This is a genomic window from Paeniglutamicibacter psychrophenolicus, assembly GCF_017876575.1.
GTDB classification, from domain to species: domain Bacteria; phylum Actinomycetota; class Actinomycetes; order Actinomycetales; family Micrococcaceae; genus Paeniglutamicibacter; species Paeniglutamicibacter psychrophenolicus.
This window is the reverse complement of sequence record NZ_JAGIOE010000001.1, coordinates 2049269-2073144: the sequence shown is the minus strand read 5'-3', so window position 1 is coordinate 2073144 and position 23876 is coordinate 2049269. Positions and strand designations below refer to the sequence as shown.

Sequence of the window (23876 nt, the reverse complement as noted above, 5' to 3'; positions counted from 1 at the left end):
GCGGCCGGCCTTTTGCGTGCCCGGAAGGTGACTGTCCGGAACCCCGGGGGCGGGAGTCGGTGGCGGCTGCCTGGACCCGGGCCGCCGTCGAGCTCTTGGAAGCACGTTGGGGAGGCCCGTTTAGGAAGCCCGGAAATCCATGTAGGCCTGCATGGCACGCCGGATCGCTGCCTCGTTGCGGGCCGAGTGCGCCGGTTCGAAGACGGTGCTTCGCGCGCGCAGGGTTCCCCCGCTGCCCTCCACGGCCCAGGTCCCCACCACGTGCCCGGAGGAGACCAGGGTCCGCAGGAAGATCCCGTTCTTTCCCGGGGTCACGGCCTGGGCGTGTTCGGGGGCCAGCGCCGCAGAGCGGTCCTTGTAGCCCAGCAGGAATTCGTCGAAACCCGGCAGCGCGAGCATCCCGCGTGCCCCGTGCAGGCTTGCCCAGCGGTTTGAATGCTCCTCGGCAAAGTGGAACACCTCCCCGCCCAGCGAGCGCCCGGGCAGCTGCCGCTGCTGCGCGGCAAGCGCCCCGCGCACCGGAACCAGCGGCATGCCCAGCCACCAGGCGCAATCCGCGGCGGTCGCCGGCCCGTGGGAGCGGATGTAGTTCCCGGCCAGCAGCCGCAGCGCCTCCTCGGGGTCCGGGGAGGGCTCGCGGCGCCCGATCCACTGGTCGGTGGCCATGAACAGCTGGCGGGTGTTGCTGCCGGGCTCCATCGGGCCCTGCACGATCACCCCGCGCAGGCTCACCGCCACGATCAGGTGGTAGCCGCGCTGCCCGGCGATGCTGGAACCTGCCTGTTCGAAGGCCGCCAGCAGCTGGGCACGGGTTGCCCCGGCCCCGGAGCAGCGTTCGAGCGCGACATCGGCCAGGCGCGCGATTTCGGCCTCGGTGATGCCTTCCGCCGCCCGGGTCGCGGCCATCGCGGCGTCCATCCGCGGTCCGGTGACCGAGAGCAAGACGGCGTGCAGCGCCGGGGCGATGAGCATCAGCGTGCCGCGGGCGCCCCAGCAGCGGATCACCGACCCGTCGGCCAGGGCCGCGTGGATGTCGCTGAGCCCGGAACCCGGCAGCCGCACCCCCACGGCCCAGCATCCCTGGGGCAGGTCCTGGGCCTGGACCATGCCCATCGCCGAGACGACGCCGGCCGGGCTGGACGCCCCCGCCGCCATGGTGGCCACGGGAATGCGCGGCAGCAGGCCCTGGGCGGCCAGGCGCATGCGCGCGACGGCGGTGCGCTGCGGGCTACTGAGCTTGATCGGGTGCGGTGCCATGGTGCACCCCACGATTCCCTACAGGGCGCAGCCGATCAAGAGCGGCTCGTTGTGCAACTCGATGCCGAAGCGCGTCAGCACCCCGGCGCGCACCGCGCGGGCAATGGCCAGCACGTCGGCGCTGGACGCGTGTCCGCGGTTGGTGATGGCCAGGGTGTGCTTGGTGGACAGCGCCGCCCGCCCTCCGGCCAGCTGCTCTCCGGCGGTGCCGGCAAGCCCGAAGCCCTTGGCGAAGCCGGCCTGCTCGATCAGCCAGGCCGCCGAGAGCTTGACCATGCCCGGGGTGTCCACCGGGAAGTTCGGGGCGCCTTCGGGCAGCGAGTCGAGCACCGCGGCCGGGACGATCGGGTTGGTGAAGAAGGAGCCGGTGGAATAGGTGTCGCGGTCCGCAGCGTCCAGCACCATGCCCTTGGAGGCACGCAACCGGAGCACCGTGGCGCGCACCGCCGCGGCGTCGGCGCGTTCGCCCACCGCCACGCCCAGGGTGCGGGCCAGCTCCTTGTAGCGGATCGGTGCGGAGTCGGGCCGGGCCTCCAGCGCGAAGGACACCGAGAGCACCACGTATTGCGGGGAGCCGTTGGCGGTGGTGCGCTTGAGCAGCGAATCGCGGTAGCCGAATCCCAGCCCGGCATTCCCGAAGTGGGTGGTGGTGCCCGTGGCACGTTCGTAGACCTTGGCCTCGAGCAGCGTGTGGGCGACCTCGGAGCCGTAGGCGCCGACGTTCTGCACCGGGGTGGCCCCGGCCGATCCGGGGATCCCGGACAGGGCCTCGAGCCCCGAGAGCCCCGCGGCCAGGGTCTGGGCGACGGCGTCGTCCCACGGGTGCCCGGCTGCGATGTCCACGCGGATGCGCCCGTCGGAGAGCTTCTTGCCCATCACCACCCCGCGATTGGCGACCTGCAGCACCGTGCCGGGGTACCCGGCGTCGTCGATCACCAGGTTCGAGCCGCCGGCGACGATCAGCAGTTCCTCCCCGGACGCGTCCGCGGCGGCCACCGCGGAGGTGATCTGCGCTTCGGTGTGCGCTCGGACGAACGTGCCGGCGGGGCCGCCGACGCCGGTGGTGGTCAGGGGTGCGAGCAGCTGGGTGTTCACGGTGGTGTGCGCCTTAGTGTTCGGTGGTGTTGGTTGCGGGTTCCGGCACGGCGGCGGCCTTGCGGGGGCCGGCGGCCGGGGCCAGGAAGAAGGAGACGGCCACGAGGATGCCCACGTAGCCCAGGGCATGCAGCAGCCCGACGGCATCGGCCAGCAGGCCCAGCAGCGGGGGCCCGCCCAGGAACGCGCCGTAGCCGATGGTGGAGACCACCGAGACGCGGGCGGCGGCACGCATCGGGTCATCCGACGCCGCGGTCATCGCCACCGGGAAGCTCAGCGCGACCCCCAGGCCCCAGAACACCAGGGCCGCGAAGGCCGTGTGCATCGAGGGCCCGAAGACGAAGAGCAGCAGTCCGGCCAGGGTGGAAGCCGCGGAGATCCGGATGACCACCACGCGCCCGAGCCGGGCCAGGACGAACCCGCCGCCGAGGCGGGCCAGGGTCATCGCGGTGACGAAGACCCCGTAGCCGATGGCGCCCACGGAGTTGATGGCCCCGTAGCCGTCTGACAGGGCCAGGGCGACCCAGTCCCCCGCCGCGCCCTCGGCCAGTGCCATGCCCAGCACCAGCACGCCGAGCAGCATGGTGCGCGGTTCGCGCCAGGCGTCGGCCAGCAGCGACTTGTTGGAGTGCCCGGACCCGACGTTGGAGGCATCGGGCCTGAAGGTCCGGGTGCCGGTGTGGATGATGGCCAGCACGGCCACGGACATCAATGCGAAGTGCCAGGAAATGGGCAGGTGCAGCGCGGCGCCCAGGGCCCCGGCCGCGGCGCCCAGCACGGTGCCCACGGAGAAGAAGCCGTGCAGCACCGGCATGATCGGCACGCCCAGGGCCCGCTCCATGGCGGCCCCCTGGACGTTGGAGGAGACGTTCCAGGCGGCGTTGCCCGCCCCCATGAGCCCCAGCGCGGTCCCGGTGAGCAGCAGCGAGTGCATGCCGGCGGCCGCGAGGCCGACCATGCCCAGCGACACGGCGGCCAGCGAGGCGGCGAGCACCAGGGTCCGCTTGGAGCCCAGGCGCATCACCACGAACCCGGAGACCGAGACCGAGGCGAAGGACCCGGCCGTCATGCACAGCAGCAGCAGGCCGACCTCCCCGTGGCTCAGCCCCAGCGCGTCGCGCACCGAGGGCAGCCGGGAGACCAGCGTGGAGAGCAGCAACCCGGAGCCCAGGTACAGCGCGAGCACGCCGTTGCGCCAGGGAATCACCTCGGGGTTGCCCCGGCGCCCGGCCGGGGCGGGCGCCGCGGATTCCGGTGCTGGTTTCAGAGTTGCACCACGGCCTGGGCCTTGACCAGGACCTTGGTGCCCTCGACGCTGACCACCAGGTCCACGCGGGCGGTGCGGGCCTCGGTGTCCAGTGCGCCGATGGTGCCCACGACCTCGATGGCTGTGCCCCGGGTCTCGGACGGGTTGGTTCCGGCCGGGTCCGCGACGGGGACGGGCTTGGTGAAGCGGGTCTGGTAGTCCACGATGGCGCCGGGGTCTTGCGCCCAGTCGGTGACCAGCTGCACCGCGGCCCCCATGGTGAACATGCCGTGGGCGATGACCCCGGGCAGCCCGACCTCGGTGGCGAAGCGCTCGTTCCAGTGGATGGGGTTGAAGTCCCCCGAGGCGCCGGCGTAGCGCACCAGGTCCGCGCGGTTCACGAAAACGGTGGTGGAGCCTATCTGCTGGCCCTTTTCAAGGGTGTCGAAGTCGATCATTACTGGTCCTCTCCGCGTACCAAAATCGAGGAAACGGTGGTGGCGACCTTTTCGCCGTCGACGGTGGCGATCTCGGCGCGGGTGCTGATCATGGCCCCGCCGCCCATGGCGCGCACGGTGTCCACGTGCAGTTCGGCGACCAGCTGGTCCCCGGCCACGATGGGGCGGTGGTGGGTGAAGCGCTGGTCGGCGTGCACCACGCGGGAGAAGTCGATGCCGCTGGTCGAATCATTGACCAACAGCGCGTCGGCGCGCTGGGCGACGATGATCGCGAAGGTCGGCGGGGCCAGCAGGTCGCCGTGGCCCAGTTCGGCCGCGGCGTCAACGTCGTAGTGGGCCCGGTGGGTGGCCTTCACGGCGGCGGCGAATTCGCGGATCTTTTCGCGGCCCACCACGTAGGGCTCCTGGGCCGGGTAGATCCGGCCTGCCAAGTCGGGATTGATGCTCATCGGTTGTGCCGCTCCTGTGTGGGACGAGTGCTGATGCTTGGGTGTGAAAGCTGTGGGGCCCGGGATCCTGCTAGGGGGTGTCCCCGGGGGTGTTCTTGTTGCGCTTGCCGCGCCTGGGCGGCCGGGGCCGGACCAGGCCCTGGGAGACGCGCCAGGCCCTGGCGTCGCGGGCGCGGATCCCCATCCCGATCATGTGGGTCACCAGTCCGATGCCGATGATGCCCATGGCCGTGTACATCAGCGGCCGGTTGTGCGTGTTGGCACCGATCAGGGCCAGGACGATGCCAGTGCCCGAAACCACCATCGACCCGATGGCCAGTTTCTTGTACAGTCCGGAGGAAGCTTCCCAGGGGGTATTGGTCATGCTCCAATCCTAATTCAGCGCCGCAAATCGGCTTAGAACAGTGCGCCCTGGACCGGTGGCGACTGTGTCACATGTTCGCCCAGCGCCAGCTTGCGCCCCTTCAACAGTGCCGCATTGGCCACGAACATCTCCGGTTGCCCGCCCAATTCCACGCCCAGCACCTGCCCGGAGACCGCGGCCACGCAAAAACCGTGGGATCCTTCGGCCAGGTTCCCCGGGTAGGGCTGCAGCCGGTGGGCGTCGAACCCGGCCAGCAGGACCTGTCCCTGGGGCGGCGGGGTCCAGGCTTCCTCGACCGCATGCGAACCGGCCAGGGTTCCCGGGTCCAGCTGGGCGAGAAGGGTGCGCGCGGCCTCGGCCCTGGACGCGTTGAGCTCATCGAGTTCCGCGGTGGTCGCGTGGTTTTCCAGCAGGCCGCGGACCTTGGAGTTGGCCCTGACCTGTTGGGTGAATCCAAGCTCGCTGGTGAGAAGGTCCTCGAGGTTGCGCACCGAGACCCCGTCGGGGCACCAGGCGACATAGCGGGCGCTGATCGCGCCCTGTTCGGCCAGGCGGCGCCACTTGCTGGGGTTCGCGGCCGTGCCGACCTTGGTGGTTCCCTGGGCGAACGTCGCCACGTAGAGCCAGTGCGGCTGGTCCAGGTAGTCGCGCAGGCCAGGAGAAGCGCGGCCCGTGCGATGGAATTCATGCATCGGCCGGGATTGGTCGGCGGCCTCGCAAGGTGCGCACTGGGTGCCGCTGGCAACCAGGGAGCCGGTCGGGCAGGGCACTAGGGTGCGGTGGGTCCTGTCGGCGATCAATTGGTGACCCAGGCACCAGCGTCCGGGCAGCACCGTGAAGCCAAGCCGGGTTCCCTCTTCGAGCGCCACGTCGCGGGCGTGCTGGTTTTCATCATCGAGGACCAGCGACGGGGTTCCGGGGGCCGCTGGCCAGCGGATCCCGCGGCAGAGCAGGGCGGGGGTTGCCACCTCAGCCGTGCAGTGCCCCGGCCACGGCGGCGGTGGCGTGCAGCCAGGCCCGGCGCGTTGCCGGGCGCAGTCCCTCAAAACGGATCTGCCCCTTGACCAGTGCCGCGTCGTAGGGGACTGTGACTACGGAGCGGGCCAGGCGGCCGAAGCCGTGGGCGATGCGGTCAAGCTGTTCGCTGTTGCCGTGGGGCTGGTGCTGGGAAACGATGACGACGGCGTTCTGGGCCAGATCCTTGTAGTGTCCCCCGCGCTTGGCCAAGGCCTCTAGCAGCAGGGCGCCGGCCTCGGCGTGTTCCTCCACGGTGGTGCTGGCGATGACCAGCTGGTCGGTGTGGTCGATCATGCGCATCCAGCGTTCGGCCGACTCGTCGTTGCCCGAGTCCATGATGGTCAGGGAGAAGAAGCGCGAAGCTATCGAGTGCAGCGCGTCGAAGTCCGCGGCGTTGACGAACTGCTCACTGGCCAGCAACGTCGGGTCGGTGCGCAGGACGCTGTAGCAGTCCTCTGGCTGATAGTGCGTGTAGTCGTGGATGACGGGATCCCCGACCTTCACGTCCTTGAGCCGCGGTGCGGCAGCCAGCAGGTCCATGGAATGGGCGGTGTGCGGCCCCTGGACGGTGCGCCAGCCCAGGGTTCCGCGGGTTCCGTTGTTGTCCCAGACCAGGACCGGGTCACCGGTGTTGCGGCCGAAGACGGCCGAGAGCAGCACCGCGGTGGGAGTCTTGTTGGCTCCGCCCTTGCCGTTGACCACGGAGATGGTCTTGTGTTCGGTGATCCGGGTGCCGACGACGCGACGCCATTTGCGTTCCTCGACTTCCTCGGCCGAGGGTTCCATGTTGAAGCCCAGGCGAGTGAGGAAGCCGCGGAAACCACGTTCGGCACGGAACGTGGTCTCGTCCTCGGGGCGCAGGAACGTGTCGCGGGTCCCGGCTGCCGGGTTCATCTCGCGGAAGGCCTGGCGGCGTCCTTCGGGCGTCGTGAGGTCCTCGGTCGGTGCGGCGGTCTCCGCGGCCTTGGCCGCTGCCGCGGCGGGCGCTGCAGGGTTGCCGGTGGCCTTGGGTTCGACCGGCTTCGGAGCAACCGGCTTGGGTGCAGCAGGCTTGGCTGGGGCAGCGGCAGGCTTGTTGTCCGTCGCGGCCGTCGGCTTGGCGGGTGTTGCCGCGGGCTTCGCACCCGGTGTGGCGGCCGCGGGAGCAGGCTTTGCTGCGGGGGTAGCTGCCGCGGGAGCAGGCTTTGCTGCGGGCGTTGCGGCCGCCGGAGCAGGCTTTGCCACGGTAGGTGCGGGCTTTGCTGCGGCTGGAGCGGGTTTCGCTGCAGGTGTGGCGGCGGCCTGTGCTGGCTTTGGCGCCTCGGGAGCCTGCTTTGCTGCGGGGGTGGCCGCCGGCTTGGCAGCTTCCGGCTTCGCGGCCGGGGCAGCGGGCTTGGCCGGGGCAGCGGCCGCGGCAGGCTTCGGGGAAGCAGTGGCTGCGGGCGCGGCGGGCTTGGCGGCGTTTACAGCTGGGGCCGCGGGCTTGGCGACGGCTGCAGTCTGCACCTCGGCCTTGGGCGGCACGGCCTTGGCATCCGGTGCTTTTGCGGCTGCTGGCGCTGGTGCTGCTGGTTTGGCCGCGGGCTTGGCAATTGTCGGCGCCTGCGCAGCGGCAGCGGGCTTGTTCACGTTCTTGGTGTCGTTGCCGCCCTTCTCCGGGGCGGGTTCGGCGGCTGCGGGTGCGGGCCTCACCGAAGCTGACGGAGCCGGTTTGGGTTGCGGCTTTGCGGGGGCCGTTGCGCTCGACGCGGCTGTCGGTGCGGTCTTGGCGTTTGCGGCGCCTGCGGTGTTGACAGGGCCGGCAGGTCCTGGCTTGGCGGTTGCGGCGCCTGCGGTGTTGACAGGGCCGGCAGGTCCTGGCTTGGCGGTTGCGGCCGGGGCTCCTTCGAGGCCGGCTTCGGGAACGGCATCGAATTCATCCAGCACCCGAGGCTTTGCCGCGGCCTTCTTCGCTTGGTCCTTGGCCTGTTCTTGTGCTGCCACTTCGGCTTGGCGGGCGCGCCGCAGGGAAGCACGGGTCGGGAACTCTTGGTTGAAGTCCGCTTTCGGCATGTGCTTCGTCCTCTCCTGGAGATTCATGGTCGTCGAGAGCGAATGACCCCAACGAGTCCAACCTTCCAGGTCGGGCACGCATGATTGCGGCTTTCGCACTTCGTCCATCTTATCGGGCAACCCACGTGAACCGCCGGATTGAGTCGGCTTGATCACAGGCGCCACCAAAGTAGGAAATGGTATGTGTCGTGGCTAGCCTTGGAGGTGGAAGCTCGCGCTGACCTGATTGGCAACCCGGGACATTGAACGAACAGGAATTCTCTTGGACTTTTTCTCCACCGCCTTGGACGCGCTAAGTGCCTTCATCTTCGCGGCTGCCGGAAACCCCTTGTCGTATTTGATGATTTTCCTGTTTTGCGCGATTGACGGCTTCTTCCCGCCGGTGCCCAGCGAATCGCTGGTTGTTGCGCTGGCTTCCCTGGTGCCAACCCACGGAAACCCGAACCCCTGGCTACTGGGGCTGGTCGCCGGCCTCGGTGCCTTCGTCGGCGACAACGTGGCATACCTGATCGGGCGCAGCATCGGAACCGACAGGTTTTCCTGGATGCGCCGCAAGCGACTCCAGCACGCCTTTGCCTGGGCCGGCTACGAATTGCGGCTTCGCCCGGTCTCCCTGATCCTGGTTGCCCGGTTCGTTCCCATCGGTCGTGTCGCGGTGAACCTGGTGGCGGGAGCCACGGGTTTCCCGCACCGGACCTTCATCATCCTGACCTGCTTCTCCAGCCTGGGCTGGGCGACCTATTCCGTCCTCATCGGGATTCTGGCCGGCCGGTGGTTCGAGGAACACCATCTCCTGGGCATGGCGGTCGCCGTGGCGGTGGCCATCGGATTGGGGATCCTCATCGACCGGATCGTTTCCCGGGTCAGCGGGAACACGTCGTTGCGGAAATAGCCGGCTCCGACGCAAAACGAAAACCGCGGTTGGACCCTTCATCAGGGTCAAACCGCGATTTTATATCGAGCCCCCCACCGGAATCGATCCGGTGACCTCGTTCTTACCAAGAACGCGCTCTACCACTGAGCTAGGGGGGCAACGAGAAAATACTCTACCCAATGATCGACCCAAATTGCACATCGAAAACCGCGGACATGACCAACGCCACACTCTGGTGTCCTCGAGCGTGCGTTTCCGTTCCCTCGAAGCCGGCCGCCGGCCCCATCCGGGGGCCATGCCGACCCACTATCCCGATGGCCCGGTGCCTCAGCTTTCGGCTGCCTTGCGCCGCCCTGCCTTCAGCAGCTCGAGTCCAATGGGGATGACGGAAACGAGAACGATCGCGATGAAGATGACATCGATGTTCTTGCCGACCCACTCGTATTGGCCCAACCAGAAACCCAGCAGTGTCACGCCCACGCCCCACAGCAGGGCACCCAGGAGGTTGTAGAGCGCGAAGACTCGGTACCGCATGTGCGCCACCCCGGCGATCACCGGGACGAACGTCCTGACGATCGGGACGAATCGGGCAAGAACCACGGCCCGCCCGCCGAAGCGTTCGAAGAAGACATGCGCCTTGTAGACATGCTCCTTGCGGAAGAGCCTCGAATCGGGCTTGTTGAAGATTGCGGGGCCGGCCTTGCGGCCGATCAGGTATCCGGTTTGGTCACCGGCGAAGGCCGCAATAAAGATGAACAGCGCAAACAACGGCAGGCTGACATCCAGGGCGCCGGTGGCAACCAGAAGCCCTGCGGTGAAAAGCATGGAATCACCTGGCAGGAAGAAACCCACCAGCAGTCCGGTCTCGGCAAACACGATGCCGCAGATCAGCAGGATCGCCCACGGGCCCAATGCGGGATTCCGCAGGAAGACATCGGGGTTCAGCCAGTCCGGCAGGAAGCTCGCCGACACCGGCCGCACCGCAATCGCAGCCAGCGTTGCATGCAAATTCAGGAGTGGGATCACCGAACAAAGCCTACGGCACCACTTCGTTCCCCAGGCAGGCCAACACCGGTCGGAACCGGTTTGCCAGCCAACTCACGGCTTGCACTCGGACACGTCCGCCGGGCTGATCCCGGGAGCGAAAGCCGCGTTGCGCCACCATCGTTGAATCAACCGAGCCGGCCAACCTACAAGCCGGATCTGGTGGACAGCGGAAACGGCGATTGCCGGTCCGGTACCGCCGACTCCAGTGGGCTCGACCGCAGCGGAATTCCATCCGCCCGGAATCCCGGATCTCGGGCGGACCGGCATTTCATGCCTCGCAGGCCACAGCCATGCAACCGCCCGCGCCGCTCACTCAGCGGATAGGCCCAAGGATGCCACCGGAAGGAACGCGCGGGAAGACAAAACGGGGCCCACCTTCGGGCACACCTCGGCAATTTTCGGCCTGCTTTTGGGCACAAAAAACCCCGGAAACCGTTGGGCTTCCGGGGTTTTCATTGTGTAGCGGCTCCGGGACTCGATCCCGGGACCTCACGATTATGAGTCGTGCGCTCTAACCAGCTGAGCTAAGCCGCCACGAATGATAAGACCCGCGTCCGCGTCAGGTTCCCTTGCGGGCCGACTCAGACGCGGGCCATTCCATTCAGAGCCCCCCACCGGAATCGATCCGGTGACCTCGTTCTTACCAAGAACGCGCTCTACCACTGAGCTAGGGGGGCAACGAGTAAGAACTCTACCAGCAATTTTCGGCGCTGTGAAATCGGGATGGCACTTTGTGATCGACCGCACAAAATCCGCCGAAAGCGGCACGTCAGGCTGTCATTCGCGCCGGGATGCAGTGACGCAAATCACCGATCATTCGGTGCGGGGCGATGCCGCAGAATGCTCCTGTTCCCGTGATGGCGGCGACGGCGGCCACGGGTGTCGCCTCCGGGACGCCTTAGCCGGGAGGTTCGCTCATGCGCCGGTCCGGAATCGCGCCTGGCTCCCCTTCCGCCTTCTCCCCCGTGTTGGGACGGGTTGCCGTTGGCGGAAACAGGCAGGCATCGGATCCGGACTATTGTCCCGCTTCATGGATGGGCTCCGTAATTCCTCCGGATGCGCAGGGAAGCTTCCAGGCGGGATCGCATCCTGGACGCACCGTGGGTTCTGCACAGGAGCCGAAGCAACTCAAAAGGGGATGCGCGCTCGCGCAGGGGTCCCCCAATCACCCGCAGGCGCGACCTGCTTCGGCTGGAGTCGCGGGGTCCCGCCGAGGGCACTGCTGCGGCCTTGGTGGCAGCGCTCCCATCGCGAGTCCGTGAACTGTCGCTGGCCACCTCACGGGCTTCTCCCTGGCTGGCCGGCAAGGGACGCTACCGCCCCCACCACGGCGGCGATGGGCCGGGAACGGCTCACAGCTCAACGGTCTTCGTCCGGGGCTCCCTGGCTGCCCTTCCAATGCACGAACCCGCATCCCGCATGGGCGGCCGGATGTCGCCTCCGCGGAGATCCGGCGGTTGCGCGAAGGCACGCTCAAATTCCGGTTGGCACCCGTGGTTGCAGATGATCCCCCACGGCATGGACGCATCTGGTTCATGGTCTGCCGGCTCCTCGCCGCACGGCGGGGAACGGGCCAAACACGCAAGGGGCCGGGGCCGGGAAAAGCAAGACCCCCGGCGGGAGTGCCCCTCCTTGTCAGGAAGGACACCCCTCACCGGGGGTCTTGGCTATTTAGTGCTTAGTAATCGCGACGGCGCGGGCCGCCCGTGGTGCGTGGCTTGCGCGAGGAGCCGCCGAAGCTGCGCTCTCCTGCACCGGCACCGGCGTTGCCGCGGTATCCACCGCTGCGCTCGCCACCGGCGTTGCGGTCGTAGCCGCGGTCGCCCTCGGAGGAGCCGCCTTCGGTACGACGGTCGTTGCCACCGCGGTAGCCACCGCCGCCACCGCTGCGTGCGCCGCCCTGGTAGCCGCCGCCACCGCCACGGCCACCGCTGTAGCCGCCGCGTCCGCCGCCACCCTGGTAGCCGCCTTCGCGGTCGGACTTCGGGCTGCGGCCGTTGTCCAGCTCGAGGTGGATCAGTTCGCCACCGATGCGGGTGCGGGACAGCGAGCGGATCTGCTCCGAGGAGAGGTCTGCCGGCAGTTCCACCAGGGTGTGGTCGGCACGGATGTCGATGCCACCGATCTGGGCGGAGGTCAGGCCGCCTTCGTTGGCAAGTGCGCCAACGATGGAGCCGGGCATGACGCGCTGGCGACGGCCGACCGCGATGCGGTAGGTGGCGTTGCCTTCGGTCAGGGAGCGGGACGGGCCGCGGGAGTTGAATCCGTCGCGTCCGCCACTGGCCAGGCGTGCCTGCTTGGCCGGGGCCGCAGGCATTTCCTGCATGAGCAGCGGGCGGCCGCCCTGTGCCATATGGGCCAGCGCCGCGGCGATCTCGACCTCGGTGATGTCCTCGTGCTCGGCCGAGTACTTTTCCACCAGGTTGCGGAAGACCGTCAGGTCCTGCGAGGAGATGGTCTCGCCGATCTGGTCGGCGAACTTGGCCAGGCGCTTGTCGTTGACTGCGTCAACGCTCGGCAGGTGCATGTGCTCCACCGTCTGGCGGGTGGCCTTTTCGATGGCACGCAGCAAGTACTTTTCGCGCGGGGTCATGAAGAGGATCGCGTCGCCCGAGCGGCCGGCACGGCCGGTGCGGCCGATGCGGTGCACGTAGGACTCGGTGTCGTGCGGGATGTCGAAGTTGATCACGTGGGAGACGCGCTCCACGTCGAGGCCACGGGCCGCGACATCGGTGGCAACCAGGATGTCGATCTTGCCATCGCGAAGGTTCTCGATGGTGCGCTCGCGCTGCTGCTGCGGGATGTCGCCGTTGATGGCTGCAGCGGTGAAGCCGCGGGACTTGAGCTTGTCGGCCAGGTCCTCGGTTGCCATCTTGGTGCGAACGAAGGCGATGACGCCCTCGGACTTCTCCGACTCCAGGATGCGGGTCATGGCATCGAGCTTGTGGGCTCCCATGACCTGCACGTAGCGCTGGCGGATGTTGCTGCCGGTCGAGGTGTTCGACTTGACCGAGACTTCCTGCGGGTTGCGCAGGTACTGCTTGGAGATGCGGCGGATCGAGGAAGGCATGGTGGCCGAGAACAGCACCACCTGCTTCTCTTCCGGGGTGGCCTCCAAGATCTTGTCGACCTCTTCGGCGAAGCCCATGCGCAGCATTTCGTCGGCCTCATCAAGGACCACGTACTGCAGGTCCGACAGGTCCAGGGAACCCTTGTTGATGTGGTCGATGACGCGGCCCGGGGTGCCAACGACAACCTGGGCGCCGCGGCGCAGGCCTGCAAGCTGCGGGCCGTAGGCGGATCCGCCGTACACGGGAAGGACGGTGAAGTCGCCCATGTGCTTGGCGTAGGAGGTGAAGGCCTCGGCGACCTGGAGCGCGAGCTCGCGGGTCGGGGCAAGGACCAGGACCTGGGTCTTGCGGGCGGTGCCGTTGAGGTCGGCCAGTTCGGCCATCTTCGACAGCGCGGGAAGGGCGAACGCGGCGGTCTTGCCGGTGCCGGTCTGGGCAACGCCCACGACGTCGCGGCCTTCGAGCAGCAGCGGGATGGTGGCTGCCTGGATCGGGGAGGGCTTTTCGTAGCCCAGGTCGGAGACGGCGGCGAGAACGCGGCCGTCGAGGCCCAGATCGGTGAAGAGGATCGAGTCTTCTTCGGTCTTGGTTTCGGCGGTGGGCTGGTTTTCGGGCATGTCAGAAGACAAAGAGAATTACCTCATTCATAGGGGCGGATGGACCCCGTATCAACGAGGTTCCGCAGCACAATCGGACTCAATCACTTTGGTCCGGCGACTCCCCTATGAAAGGAACAACCCGCATCAGATGGCGGGCTCACACACGACAGCTCCTGCCTCAAGAATTGGGCAGAATGCGAGGGAAGCCGGATACAGTGAACACCTAATCTTATCGCCCTTGGCGCAACATGGGGTACTTAATGCCGGTGAGGTTGCGCACACGGGGTGGCAAACCGGACTATGATGTGCCCGTTCGCGGCTTGAATCCGTTCTTTTGCCGGGTCCGGGACCTTCCGGACTACTGCCCCGCGGCACCGGGCAGCGTGCGCAGGACCTTGTCCGGAAGCCGGTGGCCGGTGGCCTCCTGGTGGGCCAGCAGCGCCTGTGCCTGCCCGGGTGTGGGGCCGAAGAAGACATCGCGGATCCGCACCCCGTGACCGGGACGCGAAAGCACCACGACCTCGTCGCCCGCACGGATCTTGCCGGTGCGGATGACCCTCAGGAAGCAGCCGACGTCCCCGCGTTCGGTGAACCGGGGCACCCAGTTTTCCTCCTCGAGGTGCCGGGCAAAGGTGGAGCAGGGAATCCGCGGGCAGGTGACCTCGACGACGACGGAGGCGCCGATCCGCCAGCGCTCCCCCACCACGGCGTCGGAGGTTTCGATGCCGGAGATCCGCAGGTTCTCCCCGAAGAGCCCGGCGACGATTTCCCGACCCAGTTCCGCACCCCAGCGTTCGGCCTCGGCCGTGGAGTAGGCGTAGATCGCCTGGTCGTAGCCGCCGTGGTGCTCGCGGTCCACCTGGGTGTCGGCGTAGAGCCCGATCTTGCGCACCTTGACCGGCCCGGTGACGGGCCGCTTGTCGATGGCGGTGATGCCCACCGCGCCGGCGTCGGGCTTCAGCGCGTGGACGACGCACACCGCCTCCAGGTGCCCGCGGGCGATGTCGGCGGATTCGGGGTGGCCGGTGGCGGGGTTCGGGCTCATGGGAAAATCCTATGCCAGGGACAGGAAGAGCTTTTCCAGCTTGTCCCGGTCCAGCTGCGCGGACCCGGGCTCCCGGGCCTCGGCGAGCATGCAGGATTGCAGGCCGCTGGCAATGATGCTGAAGCCGGCCCGGTCCATGGCCTTGGAGGCGGCCGAGAGCTGGGTGATGACCTCGCTGCATTCGCGCCCCTCCTCGATCATCCGGATCACCGCAGCCAGCTGGCCCTGGGCACGCTTGAGGCGGTTGAGCACCGGTTTCAGTTCCACGGGGTCAAGTTCCATGCCCCCAAGAATACCCCCGAGGGTACGGGTGCCGGGCGCCCCGGGGCGGACTCCGAATCCGCGCGGGGCCCGCGCATCGGGTAACCTGCGGTGCATGGAGAAGAAGCAAAACGCCCCCGGGGCAACGCAGTGAAAACCGTGAAGGACGCGCTGCCGGCCTCGCTGCGCACCGCCCGCTGGTGGTGGGCCGCCGCCTGCGCCTCCGCGCTGGCATTCGCCGCCGGGTTCTTTCTCAACGCCGCCTCGCGCCCGGCCAACGAGGCACCGGGATTCTGGGGCGCGGGCATTGCCCTGGTCGGGCTGGGCCTGGTCATCGGGTACTGCACCCTCCAGCTCTGGTTGGGCAAACTGGCCGGGCGGATGTCACTGACCTGGTGCGGGATCATCGTGGGCATCCCGCTGCTGACCCGCGGGGTGCGGTTGGGCATCTTCGGCGCGCTGCTGCTGGTGGGCGTCGCGCTGCTCTGGAGCCCGGGAACCACCAGGTACTTCGCCCCGCAATCCAAGGTCGCCCGCGCCAAGCGCCGGGCCGAACGCAGCGCCGAGAAGGCCCGCAACCAGCGTCGGTGAATCCCCGGCACCCGGGCATTTGCCCATGTCGGAGCGCGGCAATCCACGGCAGAGTGCACCCATGAACACTTTTGCGATCACCAATGCACATGTCGTCCCGATCATCGGGGAACCGTTCACCGGGACCGTCGTGGTCACCGGATCGGTCATCACCGCGCTGGGACCGCAGGCGAAGGTCCCGGCGGGCGCCCGGGTCCTCGACGCGGACGGAGCATGGCTGCTGCCCGGGTTCATCGACGCGCACGTGCACCTGGGCATGCACCCGGAAGGCGAGGATGGTTCCGGGGCCGACGTGAATGAGATGACGGACCCGAACATGGCCGCGGTGCGTGCCATCGACGCCATCGATCCCTTCGACCCCGGCTTCGACGACGCACTGTCCGGCGGGGTCACCACCGTGAACGTGAACCCCGGGTCGGGCAACCCGATCGGCGGGCAGACCGCCGCGATCCACACGCACGGGCGCTACGTCGATGAGATGGTGCTGCGGGCCCCCAGCGGCATCAAGTCGGCCCTGGGCGAGAATCCCAAGCGCGTGTACGGGGCCAAGGACAAGACGCCCTCCACCCGGCTGGGCACCGCAATGGTGATCCGCCAGGGGTTCATCGAGGCGCAGAACTACCTGGCCGCCAACGACCCGGCCAAGCGCGACGCACGGCTCGAGGCCCTGGGAATGGTGCTGCGCCGGGAGATCCCGTGGCGCCAGCACGCCCACCGCACCGACGACGTGGCCACCGCGCTGCGCTTGGCCGCGGAGTTCGGCTATGAGCTGGTCCTTGACCACGGCACCGAGGCGCATGTGATCGGCGACGTGGTGGCCGCCGCCGGGGTGCCGGTGCTCATCGGCCCGCTGTTCACCACCAAGTCCAAGGTGGAGCTGCGCGGCCGGTCGCTGGCCAACCCGCGCCGGCTGGCCGAGGCCGGGGTGGAGATCTCGATCATCACCGACCATCCGGTGATCCCGATCAACTTCCTCATCCACCAGTGCACCCTGGCGGTGAAGGAGGGCCTGGACCGGGACACCGCGCTGCGGGCCGTGACCATCCACCCGGCGAAGGTGCTGGGCCTGGCCGAGCGCATCGGCTCGCTGGAAGCCGGCAAGGACGCGGACCTGGTGCTCTGGAGCGGGGACCCGCTCGATGTCTTCTCCCGGGCGATGCGCGTGTGGATCGGCGGGAAGCAGGTCATGGAATACGATGCGGCCACCCGCACCCCGGTGGTTGCCTCCCGCAAGGTCGTGCCCGAATAGGCGCACAAGAACCCCGGAACCCAAAAACGCGAGGTGCGTGCCTGCCGGGTTCTCCCGTCGGGCACGCACCCCGCGTGGTTGCTGCTGCCTACAGCCGGGCGAAGGCCTGCTCGAGGTCGGCGATCAGGTCGGCGATGTCCTCGATGCCCACTGAGAGGCGCAGCAGGTTCACCGGCACGGCCAGCTCGGTGCCCTTGACCGAGGCGTGGGTCATCTCCGAGGGGTAGTTCATCAGCGACTCGATGCCACCCAGGGACTCGGCCAGGGTGAACACGCGGGTCGCCTCGGCCACGGTGCGGGCGGCGTCCTCGCCGCCGGTGAACTGCACCGAGACCATGCCGCCGAAGCCGCTCATCTGCTTCTTGGCCAGCTCGTGCTCCGGGTGCGATTCCAGGCCAGGGTAGTGCACGGCCTGAACCTCGGGGCGCTGGGCCAGCCACTGCGCGACGGCCATCGCGTTCTCCGAGTGGGTGCGCATGCGCACGCCCAGGGTCTTGAGCCCGCGCGTGGTCAGGAACGCGTCCATCGGGCCGGAGACCGCGCCGACTGCGAACTGGATGAAGCCGATGGCCTCGGCCAGCACCGGGTCCTTGACCACCACGGCGCCGCCGACCACATCGGAGTGCCCTCCGATGTACTTGGTGGTGGAGTGCACGACCACGTCGGCACCCAGGTCCAGCGGCTGCTGCAGCGCCGGGGAGGCGAAGGTGTTGTCGACCACCAGCAAGGCGCCGGCATCGTGGGCGATCTTGGCGACCGCGGCGATGTCGGTGATGCGCATCATCGGGTTCGACGGGGTTTCCACCCAGACCAGGCGGGTCTTGTTGGCCGCGATCGCTGCCTTCAGCGCGGCGTGGTCGGACATGTCCACCGGGGTGTTGCCGATGCCCCAGCCGCCGAGCACGCGGGAGATGAGCCGGTAGGTTCCGCCGTAGGCGTCGTTGCCCAGCACGATGTGGTCCCCGGGTTCGGCCAGCGCGCGGATCAGCGAGTCCTCGGCGGCCAGGCCCGAGGAGAACGAGTAGGCGTGGGTGCCGTGCTCCACGGCGGCGAGCTGTTCCTGCAGGGCGTCGCGGGTGGGGTTGCCGCCGCGGCCGTATTCGTAGCCGGCGCGCAGGTTCCCGATGCCGTCCTGGGCGTAGGTCGAGGAGAAGTGCAGCGGCGGGACCACGGCCCCGGTGCGCGGCTCGAACGCCTGCCCGGCGTGGACGGCGCGGGTGTTGAATCCTTGGATGTTCTCAGTCATGAAAGGGGAGCCAACTTTCTTAGTGGGTGAGGTAGGTGAGCAGGTCGTGCCGGGTGATGACCCCGGCCGCGGCCCCGTCGTCGGTGACCAGCAGGGCGTCGTGCTTGGAGAGCTGTTCCTTGGCCCGGTCAATGGTTTCGTGGATGCCGATCAGCGGCAGCGCGGTGGCCACCAGCGGGCCCACCGGGTCGGTCAGGGCGATCTCGTTGCGGAAGAGCTTCTCGGTCAGCGTGCGCTCGTCGATGTAGCCGCGGACCTCGCCCAGGCGCACCGGGGGTTCGGCGGAGAGCACCGGCAGGGCCGAGACCCCGTATTCGCCCATGATGCCGATCGCGTCGCGGACCGACTCATTGGGGTGGGTGTGCACCAGCGCCGGCAGGCCCGCCGGCTTGGCGGCCAACAGCGCGCCGACGGTGTCGGTGGCGTCGTCGCGCAAAAAGCCGTAGGAGCGCATCCAGGTGTCGTTGAAGATCTTGCCCAGGTAGCCGCGCCCGCCATCGGGGGCGATCACCACGACAATGGCCTCGGCCGGAAGGTCCTTGGCCACCTGCAGGGCGGCGACCACGGCCATGCCCGAGGAACCGCCAACCAGCAGGCCCTCCTCCTTGGCCAGTCGGCGGGTCATCGCGAACGCGTCCGCGTCACTCACGGCGATGACCTCGTCGGGGACCTTCGGGTCGTAGTTCCCCGGCCACATGTCTTCGCCGACGCCCTCGACGAAGTAGGGCCGGCCGGTGCCCCCGGAGTAGACCGAGCCGTCCGGGTCCACGCCGATGACCCTGACCGGGCCGGCAGCGCGGTCGGCGGAAATGTCCTTGAGGTAGCGACCGGTGCCGGTGATGGTGCCGCCGGTGCCGGCGCTGATGACCACGTGGGTCAGCGTGCCGTCGGTGTCGTTCCAGATTTCCGGGCCGGTGGTTTCGTAGTGGCTGGCCGGGGCCGCGGGGTTGGAGAACTGGTCGGGCTTGTAGGCCCCGGGGATCTCGCGCACCAGCCGGTCCGAGACGCCGTAGTAGGACTCGGGGGAATCGGGGGCGACCGCGGTGGGGGTCACCACGACCTGCGCCCCGTAGGCGCGCAGCACGTCGCGCTTTTCCTCCCCGACCTTGTCGGGGGTAACGAAGATGGTCTTGTAGCCCTTGAGCTGGCCGACCATGGCCAGCCCCACGCCGGTGTTGCCGCTGGTGGGTTCCACGATCGTGCCCCCGGGCAGCAGTTGCCCGTCGGCCTCGGCGTTCTCCACCATCTTCAGGGCGATGCGGTCCTTGATGGAGCCGCCGGGGTTCAGGTATTCCAGCTTGACCAAGACCGTGGCCTCGACGCCGGCGGTGACCGAATTGAGCTTGACCAGCGGCGTGTTGCCGATCAGGTCCAGGACTGTGCGCGCATACTTCATGGCGCCACTCTACCGGCGCGTCGTCACATTGAAGACGCCGTTCGTAGTGAATCTTCATGCGTCGAAACGGGGTGGCCCGGTGGGAGTATGGAGGCATGCCCGATTCGACAGCAACCACCTTGCCGGGGTGCGATGCGCAAGCCTCGTGGAAGCCGCACGGCTCGTATTCGCTGCGCCAGTCCCTGGGCATCCTGCAACGCGGTGCCGGCGACCCGACCGCCCAGGTCACGGACGACACGGCCTGGCTGTGCTTCCACGCCCCGGGCGGACCTGTCACGCTGCTGGCCAGGCACCCTGCGGGTCGCGACACCGAGGTCTTCCTCAAGGCCTGGGGCCCGGGTGCGGAGCATGCGGTGGAGCGCGGGCTGCACCTGCTGGGCGCCTACGACGACTGGCGCGCCTTCGACGCCCCGGAAACCTCGGCGTTGCTGCACCCTGTGGTGGCCCGGAGCAGGAAGTTCAATCCGGGCCTGAGGTTTCCGTCCACCGGGCGCGTGTTCGATGCCCTGCTGCCGGCCATCCTCGAGCAGAAGGTCACCCTCATCGAGGCCCACTTTGCCTGGCGCTACCTCTGCCGGGCAGTGGGCGAGATCCCTCCGGGTCCCGCACCGGCGGACATGCGATTGCCCCCGTCCCCGGCGGCCGTCCGTTCATTGCAGCCGTGGCAATGGCACCAGGCACGCGTGGATTCCAAGAGATCGGCCACCGCGGTTCGTGCGGCGGCGGCCGCCGCAAGCCTCGAACGCTGGGCGGTGTTGGAGCTGGGGGCCGTGCGCGAAAACGTGATGGGCGAAGGGACCCTGGCCGCCGCGTTGGGATCGATTCCCGGGGTGGGCCCATGGAGCATTGCCGAGGTGCTGCAACGCACCCATGGCGCGCCCGACCATGTGTCGGTGGGTGACTACCACCTGGCCGCATTCGTCGGCCAGGTGCTCACCGGCCGTCGGGTGGATGATGCCGGGATGCTGGAGTTGTTGGCGCCCTTCAGCGGGCACCGCCAGCGCGTGGTGCGCCTGATCGGCCTTTCCGGGCAGCGCAAGCAGTCCTTTGGTCCTCGGCTGGCGCCCATGGACCATCGACGTAGCTAGCGAGGTGCGGAAGCTACTTGGCTTCGGCTTCCTGCTGGGCGATCTGTGCGTGGACCTGCTGCATGTCGATGCCCTTGACGGCGACCACGAGGTCGTCCAGCTGCGAGGCATTCATGGCGCCGGGCTGCGAGAAGACCAGCACCTTGTCGCGGAACGCCATCAGGGTGGGGATGGAGGTGATGTTCGCGGCGCGCGCCAAGCCCTGTTCGGCTTCGGTGTCCACCTTGGCGAACTTCACTTCGGTGAATTTCTCGGAGATTGCGTCGTATACCGGGGCAAACTGGCGGCAAGGTCCGCACCACGCTGCCCAGAAATCTACGAAGACAATGTCATTTTCTTCCAGCGTCGTCGTGAACTCAGACTCGGTGATATTGATAGTAGCCATGTACCAACGGTACCGCGTGATGCCGTTGGTGCCGCAGTCGGGCCCCGATTTTCGGTGTGCATCGCCCCTGCCCGCGGCGGCACAGGGCCGGCCGTGGAAACTTATCCACAGATTCGCGGCTTCGCCCCCGCGGGCTTTCTCACGCCCTTATGCTCGAAGGAATCCTCGTCACCACCCAAGGAGGCAGCCATCGACCGCACCACCAAGGAACCCACGGGCATCGCCGCCCCATCGGGTTCGCCAGAGCGCCCCGCTCCCCTGCCGGGAGCACCGGTTCCACGGATAACAGGAAGGATGCATCAGGGCCGCGACCGAATTGTCGGAAACGCGGCAGGATGCCGACAAGGATATGACACGCTGCACATTGTTGTTGGTAACCACGGGAGGGTCCGGACGCAAGGCCCTTTCCGAGGGAATGCTGTTGGCCGAGCGCTACGTCGATGCGCTCCCCATGGATTTGGCCATCGTTGAGTCCACGCCGTTCGCGGTCGCCCCATCGTTGCGGATCCAGGAACGGGTGTCATTTCCCGTTCCGCTCGAAGACAGCACGGCCGCGGCCACGTCCGTTGGCCCGCTGCAGGCCATCTGGGACGGGAGCCGGTGGCTCACTCCCGGATCATGCCCTCCCAGGCCGCTGAAAGACAACGGGGCCACCGAATGGCAGTGGGCCCACTATCACGCCGTGTTGGCGGCCCCGAAGGATTCGATCATGTTGCTCTGGGACATCTATGTGGTGCCGATGAGCGAGCAGATGGCGGCTTGAAACTTGGGTGGCCGGGGAATTGCCACTGGATGTTGATGTGGGTCGCATCCCGGGTGACTCGTCGGTCCGCCCAACCTCGTTGCCCGTGTGGCTTGCGTCAACGTCTGGCGGGCATGAAAAAAGTCCGTGTTCAAATCCTGGGATTTGAACACGGACTTCGTTCATTCGGTGGCAGATACTGGATTCGAACCAGTGAAGGCGTTGCCAGCTGATTTACAGTCAGCCCCCTTTGGCCACTCGGGTAATCTGCCGAATGTTCTCTTCGGAACGAGTAGAAACTCTACATGGCTTTTTCACAAAAATAAAATCGGGTGCCGCCCGAGGGGCAAAACCCCGGGTTTTCGGCCATTTGCGGCTCCCCGGTATTCTTGTAGGCAAAGCACACATTCCCTATACGAGGAGGCTCACATGGCGAGCGATTCAACTTTTGATGTTGTCAGCAAGGTCGACAGCCAGGAGGTGTCCAATGCAATGAACCAGGCGCAGAAGGAAATCGTCCAGCGCTACGACTTCAAGGGCATCGGTGCCGAGATCGACTTCAGCGGCGAGAAGATCCTGATGAAGGCAAACTCCGAGGAACGCGTCAAGGCCGTTCTCGACGTGTTCCAGTCCAAGCTGGTCCGACGGAACATTTCCTTGAAGTCCCTGGAAGCCGGAGAGCCGTTCGCCTCGGGCAAGGAGTACCGCATCGAGGCCGAGATCGTCGAGGGCATCGCCCAGGACGTGGCGAAGAAGATCAATAAGCTCATTCGCGACGAGGCACCCAAGGGCGTGAAGTCCACCATCCAGGGTGACGAACTCCGCGTGTCCTCCAAGTCCCGCGACGACCTGCAGACCACCATGGCGTTGCTGCGCAGCTTCGAGGAAGCCGACCTGCAGTTCGTGAACTTCCGCTAAGCGGACCTTCCGTCCCCCGCGGCACTGCCGCATGCAAGGGGAGGACGGTTGGAACCACCCGTGGTGGTTCCAACCGTCCTCCCCTTTTGCGTTCACGACGGGTTTCGGGCCGGGTATCGTGCCCTCAGGAAAACAGGGACTGCCCCAGGAACTGGCCCTGGGCGATTCCCGGAGGGACCGCGAAGAGCCCGGAGCCGGTGTGTTTCAAGTACTCCACGAGCGCATCGTTCTTGGCCATGGCGTTTTGCATCGGCACATAGTGCGTGCGCGGGTCGATGACGAAGGCGATGAAGAAGAGCCCGGCGTCCAGCCGGCCCAGGCCATCGGATCCGTCGGTGTAGTTGAATCCGCGGCGCAGCATCTGCACCCCGCCGTTGGCCGAGGGGTGGGCAAGTGCCACGTGTGAATCCACCGGCATGATCGGTCCGCCGCGTCCGGGCATGGCGAAGTCGGGTTCGGAGAATTCCGTGCCGCCGGACAATGGCGCCCCCTCGCGCTTGGTCCGGCCGAAGATGGTTTCCTGTTCGCCCAGGGACGTCCGGTCCCAGGTTTCGATGTGCATGCGGATGCGCCGGGCCACCAGATAGGTCCCCCCGTTCATCCATGCTTCATTTCCGGTGTTGCCGCCGACCCAGACGTGCGTGTCCAGCGCCTTTTGCTCCTCGGCCTTCAGGTTTGCCGTGCCGTCCTTAAAGCCGAAGAGGTTTCGCGGGGTCATCTGGCTGGTGGAGGTCGAGGAGGTGCGTCCGAACCCGATTTGGGACCATCGCACCCGGGCGCGGCCAAATCCGATGCGTGCCAGGTTGCGGATGGCGTGGACCGCGACCTGCGGGTCGTCGGCGCAGGCCTGGATCACGAGGTCTCCCCCGCTGCGGGCTTCCTCCAGCGCGTCGCCGGGGAAATGCGGCAGGTCGATCAGTGCGGCGGGGATGCGCCCCTGCAGCCCGAAGCGCGGCCCGCGGGAATCCTCGAAGAGCGTCCGCCCGAAGCCGACGGTGACGCTCAGGTGGCTGGCCGGCAGCCCGATGGCCTCGCCGGTGTCCTCCGGCGGGGCGTCGTAGTTGCCCCCGGTCGCACCGAACTCCCCGACGTCCGCGCCCTTCATCAGGTGCTCGATGGCAGCGGTCCAGTCCTTCAACAGGGCCACGAGCTCGTCCCGGCCTTCGACCGTGACATCGAATGCGGCGATGTGCATGCGGTCCTGCATGGGGGTTGCGATCCCGGCCTGGTGCTGCCCGTGGAACGGGACGATGTCCTCGACCTGCGCGCCCGAGGAGGCTTCCGCGCCCAGGGCAGCATGTCCCAGCGCCCCCGCGGCGATTCCGAGACCGCCGGCCCCGGCGGCGACCAGCAGCGAACGGCGGCTGGGCGCGGCCTTGGGCGCAGCTTCGCCACCTTGGGTGGTCTGGTCCGGGGCCTTGGCCCCGGTCTTGTTCCTGCCGAGCAT

General features: G+C 67.8%; 21 protein-coding genes, 4 tRNA genes and 1 pseudogene. 6 read left to right on the top strand and 20 right to left on the bottom strand.

The genetic code is table 11. The features are described from left to right. Positions 1-120 precede the first annotated feature (120 nt). From JOF46_RS09315 to JOF46_RS09280, 8 genes and pseudogenes are all read right to left on the bottom strand, one after another. The gene (locus JOF46_RS09315; protein ID WP_209907063.1) at positions 121-1257 is read right to left on the bottom strand and encodes a winged helix DNA-binding domain-containing protein; all 1137 of its coding nucleotides are present in this window, start codon (positions 1255-1257) and stop codon (positions 121-123) included. Positions 1258-1275: 18 nt separating this feature from the next. Beyond that, positions 1276-2355 (bottom strand): annotated as a pseudogene (locus JOF46_RS09310) (UDP-N-acetylmuramate dehydrogenase); the annotation flags it as partial. A gap of 10 nt (positions 2356-2365) precedes the next feature. Further along, on the bottom strand, positions 2366-3559 hold the full coding sequence (locus JOF46_RS09305) for an MFS transporter (RefSeq protein WP_209907061.1): 1194 nt from the start codon (positions 3557-3559) through the stop codon (positions 2366-2368). Between the two features lie 56 nt (positions 3560-3615). Then, on the bottom strand, positions 3616-4056 hold the full coding sequence (locus JOF46_RS09300) for a MaoC family dehydratase (protein ID WP_209907060.1): 441 nt from the start codon (positions 4054-4056) through the stop codon (positions 3616-3618). Beyond that, entirely contained in the window at positions 4056-4505 is a 450-nt protein-coding gene (locus JOF46_RS09295) for an FAS1-like dehydratase domain-containing protein (RefSeq protein WP_209907059.1), read from the bottom strand. The genes JOF46_RS09300 and JOF46_RS09295 overlap by 1 nt, the downstream gene beginning before the upstream one ends. 70 nt (positions 4506-4575) lie before the next feature. Next, positions 4576-4869 carry a hypothetical protein gene (locus JOF46_RS09290; protein ID WP_209907058.1) on the bottom strand — a complete coding sequence of 98 codons (294 nt, stop codon included), beginning with the start codon at positions 4867-4869 and terminating at the stop codon, positions 4576-4578. Positions 4870-4901: 32 nt separating this feature from the next. Then, on the bottom strand, positions 4902-5837 hold the full coding sequence (locus JOF46_RS09285; protein ID WP_209907057.1) for a DUF2797 domain-containing protein: 936 nt from the start codon (positions 5835-5837) through the stop codon (positions 4902-4904). Position 5838: 1 nt separating this feature from the next. After that, positions 5839-7848 (bottom strand): MinD/ParA family ATP-binding protein, encoded by a 2010-nt coding sequence (locus JOF46_RS09280; RefSeq protein WP_209907056.1) that lies wholly within the window; start codon positions 7846-7848, stop codon positions 5839-5841. Positions 7849-8200: 352 nt separating this feature from the next. On the opposite strand from JOF46_RS09280, the gene JOF46_RS09275 reads away from it, so the two are divergent. Continuing rightward, complete coding sequence (locus JOF46_RS09275; RefSeq protein WP_209911775.1) at positions 8201-8809, top strand: DedA family protein; 609 nt, start codon at positions 8201-8203, stop codon at positions 8807-8809. Between the two features lie 68 nt (positions 8810-8877). Here JOF46_RS09275 and JOF46_RS09270 read toward each other — a convergent pair. The 7 genes from JOF46_RS09270 to JOF46_RS09240 all read right to left on the bottom strand — a co-directional run bounded on the left by JOF46_RS09270 (position 8878) and on the right by JOF46_RS09240 (position 14835). Next, a tRNA-Thr gene (locus JOF46_RS09270) sits at positions 8878-8949 on the bottom strand. A 169-nt stretch (positions 8950-9118) separates the two neighbouring features. Then, positions 9119-9814, bottom strand: a complete 696-nt coding sequence (locus JOF46_RS09265) for a VTT domain-containing protein (RefSeq protein ID WP_209911772.1) — start codon at positions 9812-9814, stop codon at positions 9119-9121. Between the two features lie 484 nt (positions 9815-10298). After that, positions 10299-10372 (bottom strand) — tRNA-Met (locus JOF46_RS09260). Between the two features lie 71 nt (positions 10373-10443). Continuing rightward, a tRNA-Thr gene (locus JOF46_RS09255) sits at positions 10444-10515 on the bottom strand. A 1001-nt stretch (positions 10516-11516) separates the two neighbouring features. Beyond that, a complete protein-coding gene (locus tag JOF46_RS09250; RefSeq protein ID WP_209907055.1) occupies positions 11517-13526 on the bottom strand; it encodes a DEAD/DEAH box helicase in 2010 nt (669 codons plus the stop codon). A gap of 340 nt (positions 13527-13866) precedes the next feature. Then, positions 13867-14553: an MOSC domain-containing protein gene (locus JOF46_RS09245; protein ID WP_209907054.1), complete on the bottom strand. Its 687-nt coding sequence runs from the start codon at positions 14551-14553 to the stop codon at positions 13867-13869. 9 nt (positions 14554-14562) lie between these two features. Beyond that, positions 14563-14835 (bottom strand): metal-sensitive transcriptional regulator, encoded by a 273-nt coding sequence (locus JOF46_RS09240; RefSeq protein ID WP_071212887.1) that lies wholly within the window; start codon positions 14833-14835, stop codon positions 14563-14565. A gap of 129 nt (positions 14836-14964) precedes the next feature. On the opposite strand from JOF46_RS09240, the gene JOF46_RS09235 reads away from it, so the two are divergent. Then, the gene (locus tag JOF46_RS09235; RefSeq protein ID WP_209907053.1) at positions 14965-15405 is read left to right on the top strand and encodes a hypothetical protein; all 441 of its coding nucleotides are present in this window, start codon (positions 14965-14967) and stop codon (positions 15403-15405) included. 61 nt (positions 15406-15466) lie between these two features. Next, positions 15467-16654, top strand: a complete 1188-nt coding sequence (locus JOF46_RS09230; protein WP_209907052.1) for an amidohydrolase — start codon at positions 15467-15469, stop codon at positions 16652-16654. Between the two features lie 88 nt (positions 16655-16742). On the opposite strand, the gene JOF46_RS09225 is transcribed toward JOF46_RS09230, so the two are convergent. Together JOF46_RS09225 and JOF46_RS09220 are read right to left on the bottom strand one after the other, a co-directional pair. Beyond that, the gene (locus tag JOF46_RS09225; protein ID WP_209907051.1) at positions 16743-17900 is read right to left on the bottom strand and encodes a cystathionine gamma-synthase; all 1158 of its coding nucleotides are present in this window, start codon (positions 17898-17900) and stop codon (positions 16743-16745) included. A 19-nt stretch (positions 17901-17919) separates the two neighbouring features. Continuing rightward, complete coding sequence (locus JOF46_RS09220) at positions 17920-19296, bottom strand: cystathionine beta-synthase (RefSeq protein WP_209907050.1); 1377 nt, start codon at positions 19294-19296, stop codon at positions 17920-17922. A gap of 95 nt (positions 19297-19391) precedes the next feature. Here JOF46_RS09220 and JOF46_RS09215 point away from each other — a divergent pair, with 95 nt between their 5' ends. Next, positions 19392-20384, top strand: coding sequence for a DNA-3-methyladenine glycosylase family protein (locus tag JOF46_RS09215; protein WP_209907049.1), 993 nt, complete (start codon positions 19392-19394; stop codon positions 20382-20384). 13 nt (positions 20385-20397) lie between these two features. Here JOF46_RS09215 and trxA read toward each other — a convergent pair whose 3' ends face one another. Continuing rightward, a complete protein-coding gene (gene trxA, locus JOF46_RS09210) occupies positions 20398-20769 on the bottom strand; it encodes a thioredoxin (protein WP_209907048.1) in 372 nt (123 codons plus the stop codon). A 349-nt stretch (positions 20770-21118) separates the two neighbouring features. Between trxA and JOF46_RS09205 the strand changes: the two genes are divergently transcribed. After that, entirely contained in the window at positions 21119-21532 is a 414-nt protein-coding gene (locus tag JOF46_RS09205) for a hypothetical protein (RefSeq protein ID WP_209907047.1), read from the top strand. A gap of 169 nt (positions 21533-21701) precedes the next feature. On the opposite strand, the gene JOF46_RS09200 is transcribed toward JOF46_RS09205, so the two are convergent. Next, positions 21702-21783: transfer RNA gene (locus JOF46_RS09200), tRNA-Tyr, on the bottom strand. 157 nt (positions 21784-21940) lie between these two features. Between JOF46_RS09200 and JOF46_RS09195 the strand changes: the two genes are divergently transcribed. Beyond that, complete coding sequence (locus JOF46_RS09195) at positions 21941-22429, top strand: YajQ family cyclic di-GMP-binding protein (protein WP_209907046.1); 489 nt, start codon at positions 21941-21943, stop codon at positions 22427-22429. Between the two features lie 124 nt (positions 22430-22553). Here JOF46_RS09195 and efeB read toward each other — a convergent pair whose 3' ends face one another. Beyond that, complete coding sequence (efeB, locus tag JOF46_RS09190; RefSeq protein WP_209907045.1) at positions 22554-23876, bottom strand: iron uptake transporter deferrochelatase/peroxidase subunit; 1323 nt, start codon at positions 23874-23876, stop codon at positions 22554-22556.

Excerpts from the sequence above, each read along its gene's own strand:
- JOF46_RS09315 (WP_209907063.1), bottom strand. The coding sequence starts at position 1,257 with ATGGCACCGCACCCGATCAAGCTCAGTAGCCCGCAGCGCACCGCCGTC.
- JOF46_RS09300 (WP_209907060.1), bottom strand. The coding sequence starts at position 4,056 with ATGATCGACTTCGACACCCTTGAAAAGGGCCAGCAGATAGGCTCCACC.
- JOF46_RS09295 (WP_209907059.1), bottom strand. The coding sequence starts at position 4,505 with ATGAGCATCAATCCCGACTTGGCAGGCCGGATCTACCCGGCCCAGGAG.
- JOF46_RS09290 (WP_209907058.1), bottom strand. The coding sequence starts at position 4,869 with ATGACCAATACCCCCTGGGAAGCTTCCTCCGGACTGTACAAGAAACTG.
- JOF46_RS09250 (WP_209907055.1), bottom strand. The coding sequence starts at position 13,526 with ATGCCCGAAAACCAGCCCACCGCCGAAACCAAGACCGAAGAAGACTCG.
- JOF46_RS09245 (WP_209907054.1), bottom strand. The coding sequence starts at position 14,553 with ATGAGCCCGAACCCCGCCACCGGCCACCCCGAATCCGCCGACATCGCC.
- JOF46_RS09240 (WP_071212887.1), bottom strand. The coding sequence starts at position 14,835 with ATGGAACTTGACCCCGTGGAACTGAAACCGGTGCTCAACCGCCTCAAG.
- JOF46_RS09230 (WP_209907052.1), top strand. The coding sequence starts at position 15,467 with ATGAACACTTTTGCGATCACCAATGCACATGTCGTCCCGATCATCGGG.
- JOF46_RS09225 (WP_209907051.1), bottom strand. The coding sequence starts at position 17,900 with ATGACTGAGAACATCCAAGGATTCAACACCCGCGCCGTCCACGCCGGG.
- JOF46_RS09220 (WP_209907050.1), bottom strand. The coding sequence starts at position 19,296 with ATGAAGTATGCGCGCACAGTCCTGGACCTGATCGGCAACACGCCGCTG.
- JOF46_RS09215 (WP_209907049.1), top strand. The coding sequence starts at position 19,392 with ATGCCCGATTCGACAGCAACCACCTTGCCGGGGTGCGATGCGCAAGCC.
- trxA (WP_209907048.1), bottom strand. The coding sequence starts at position 20,769 with ATGGCTACTATCAATATCACCGAGTCTGAGTTCACGACGACGCTGGAA.
- JOF46_RS09205 (WP_209907047.1), top strand. The coding sequence starts at position 21,119 with ATGACACGCTGCACATTGTTGTTGGTAACCACGGGAGGGTCCGGACGC.
- JOF46_RS09195 (WP_209907046.1), top strand. The coding sequence starts at position 21,941 with ATGGCGAGCGATTCAACTTTTGATGTTGTCAGCAAGGTCGACAGCCAG.
- efeB (WP_209907045.1), bottom strand. The coding sequence starts at position 23,876 with ATGCTCGGCAGGAACAAGACCGGGGCCAAGGCCCCGGACCAGACCACC.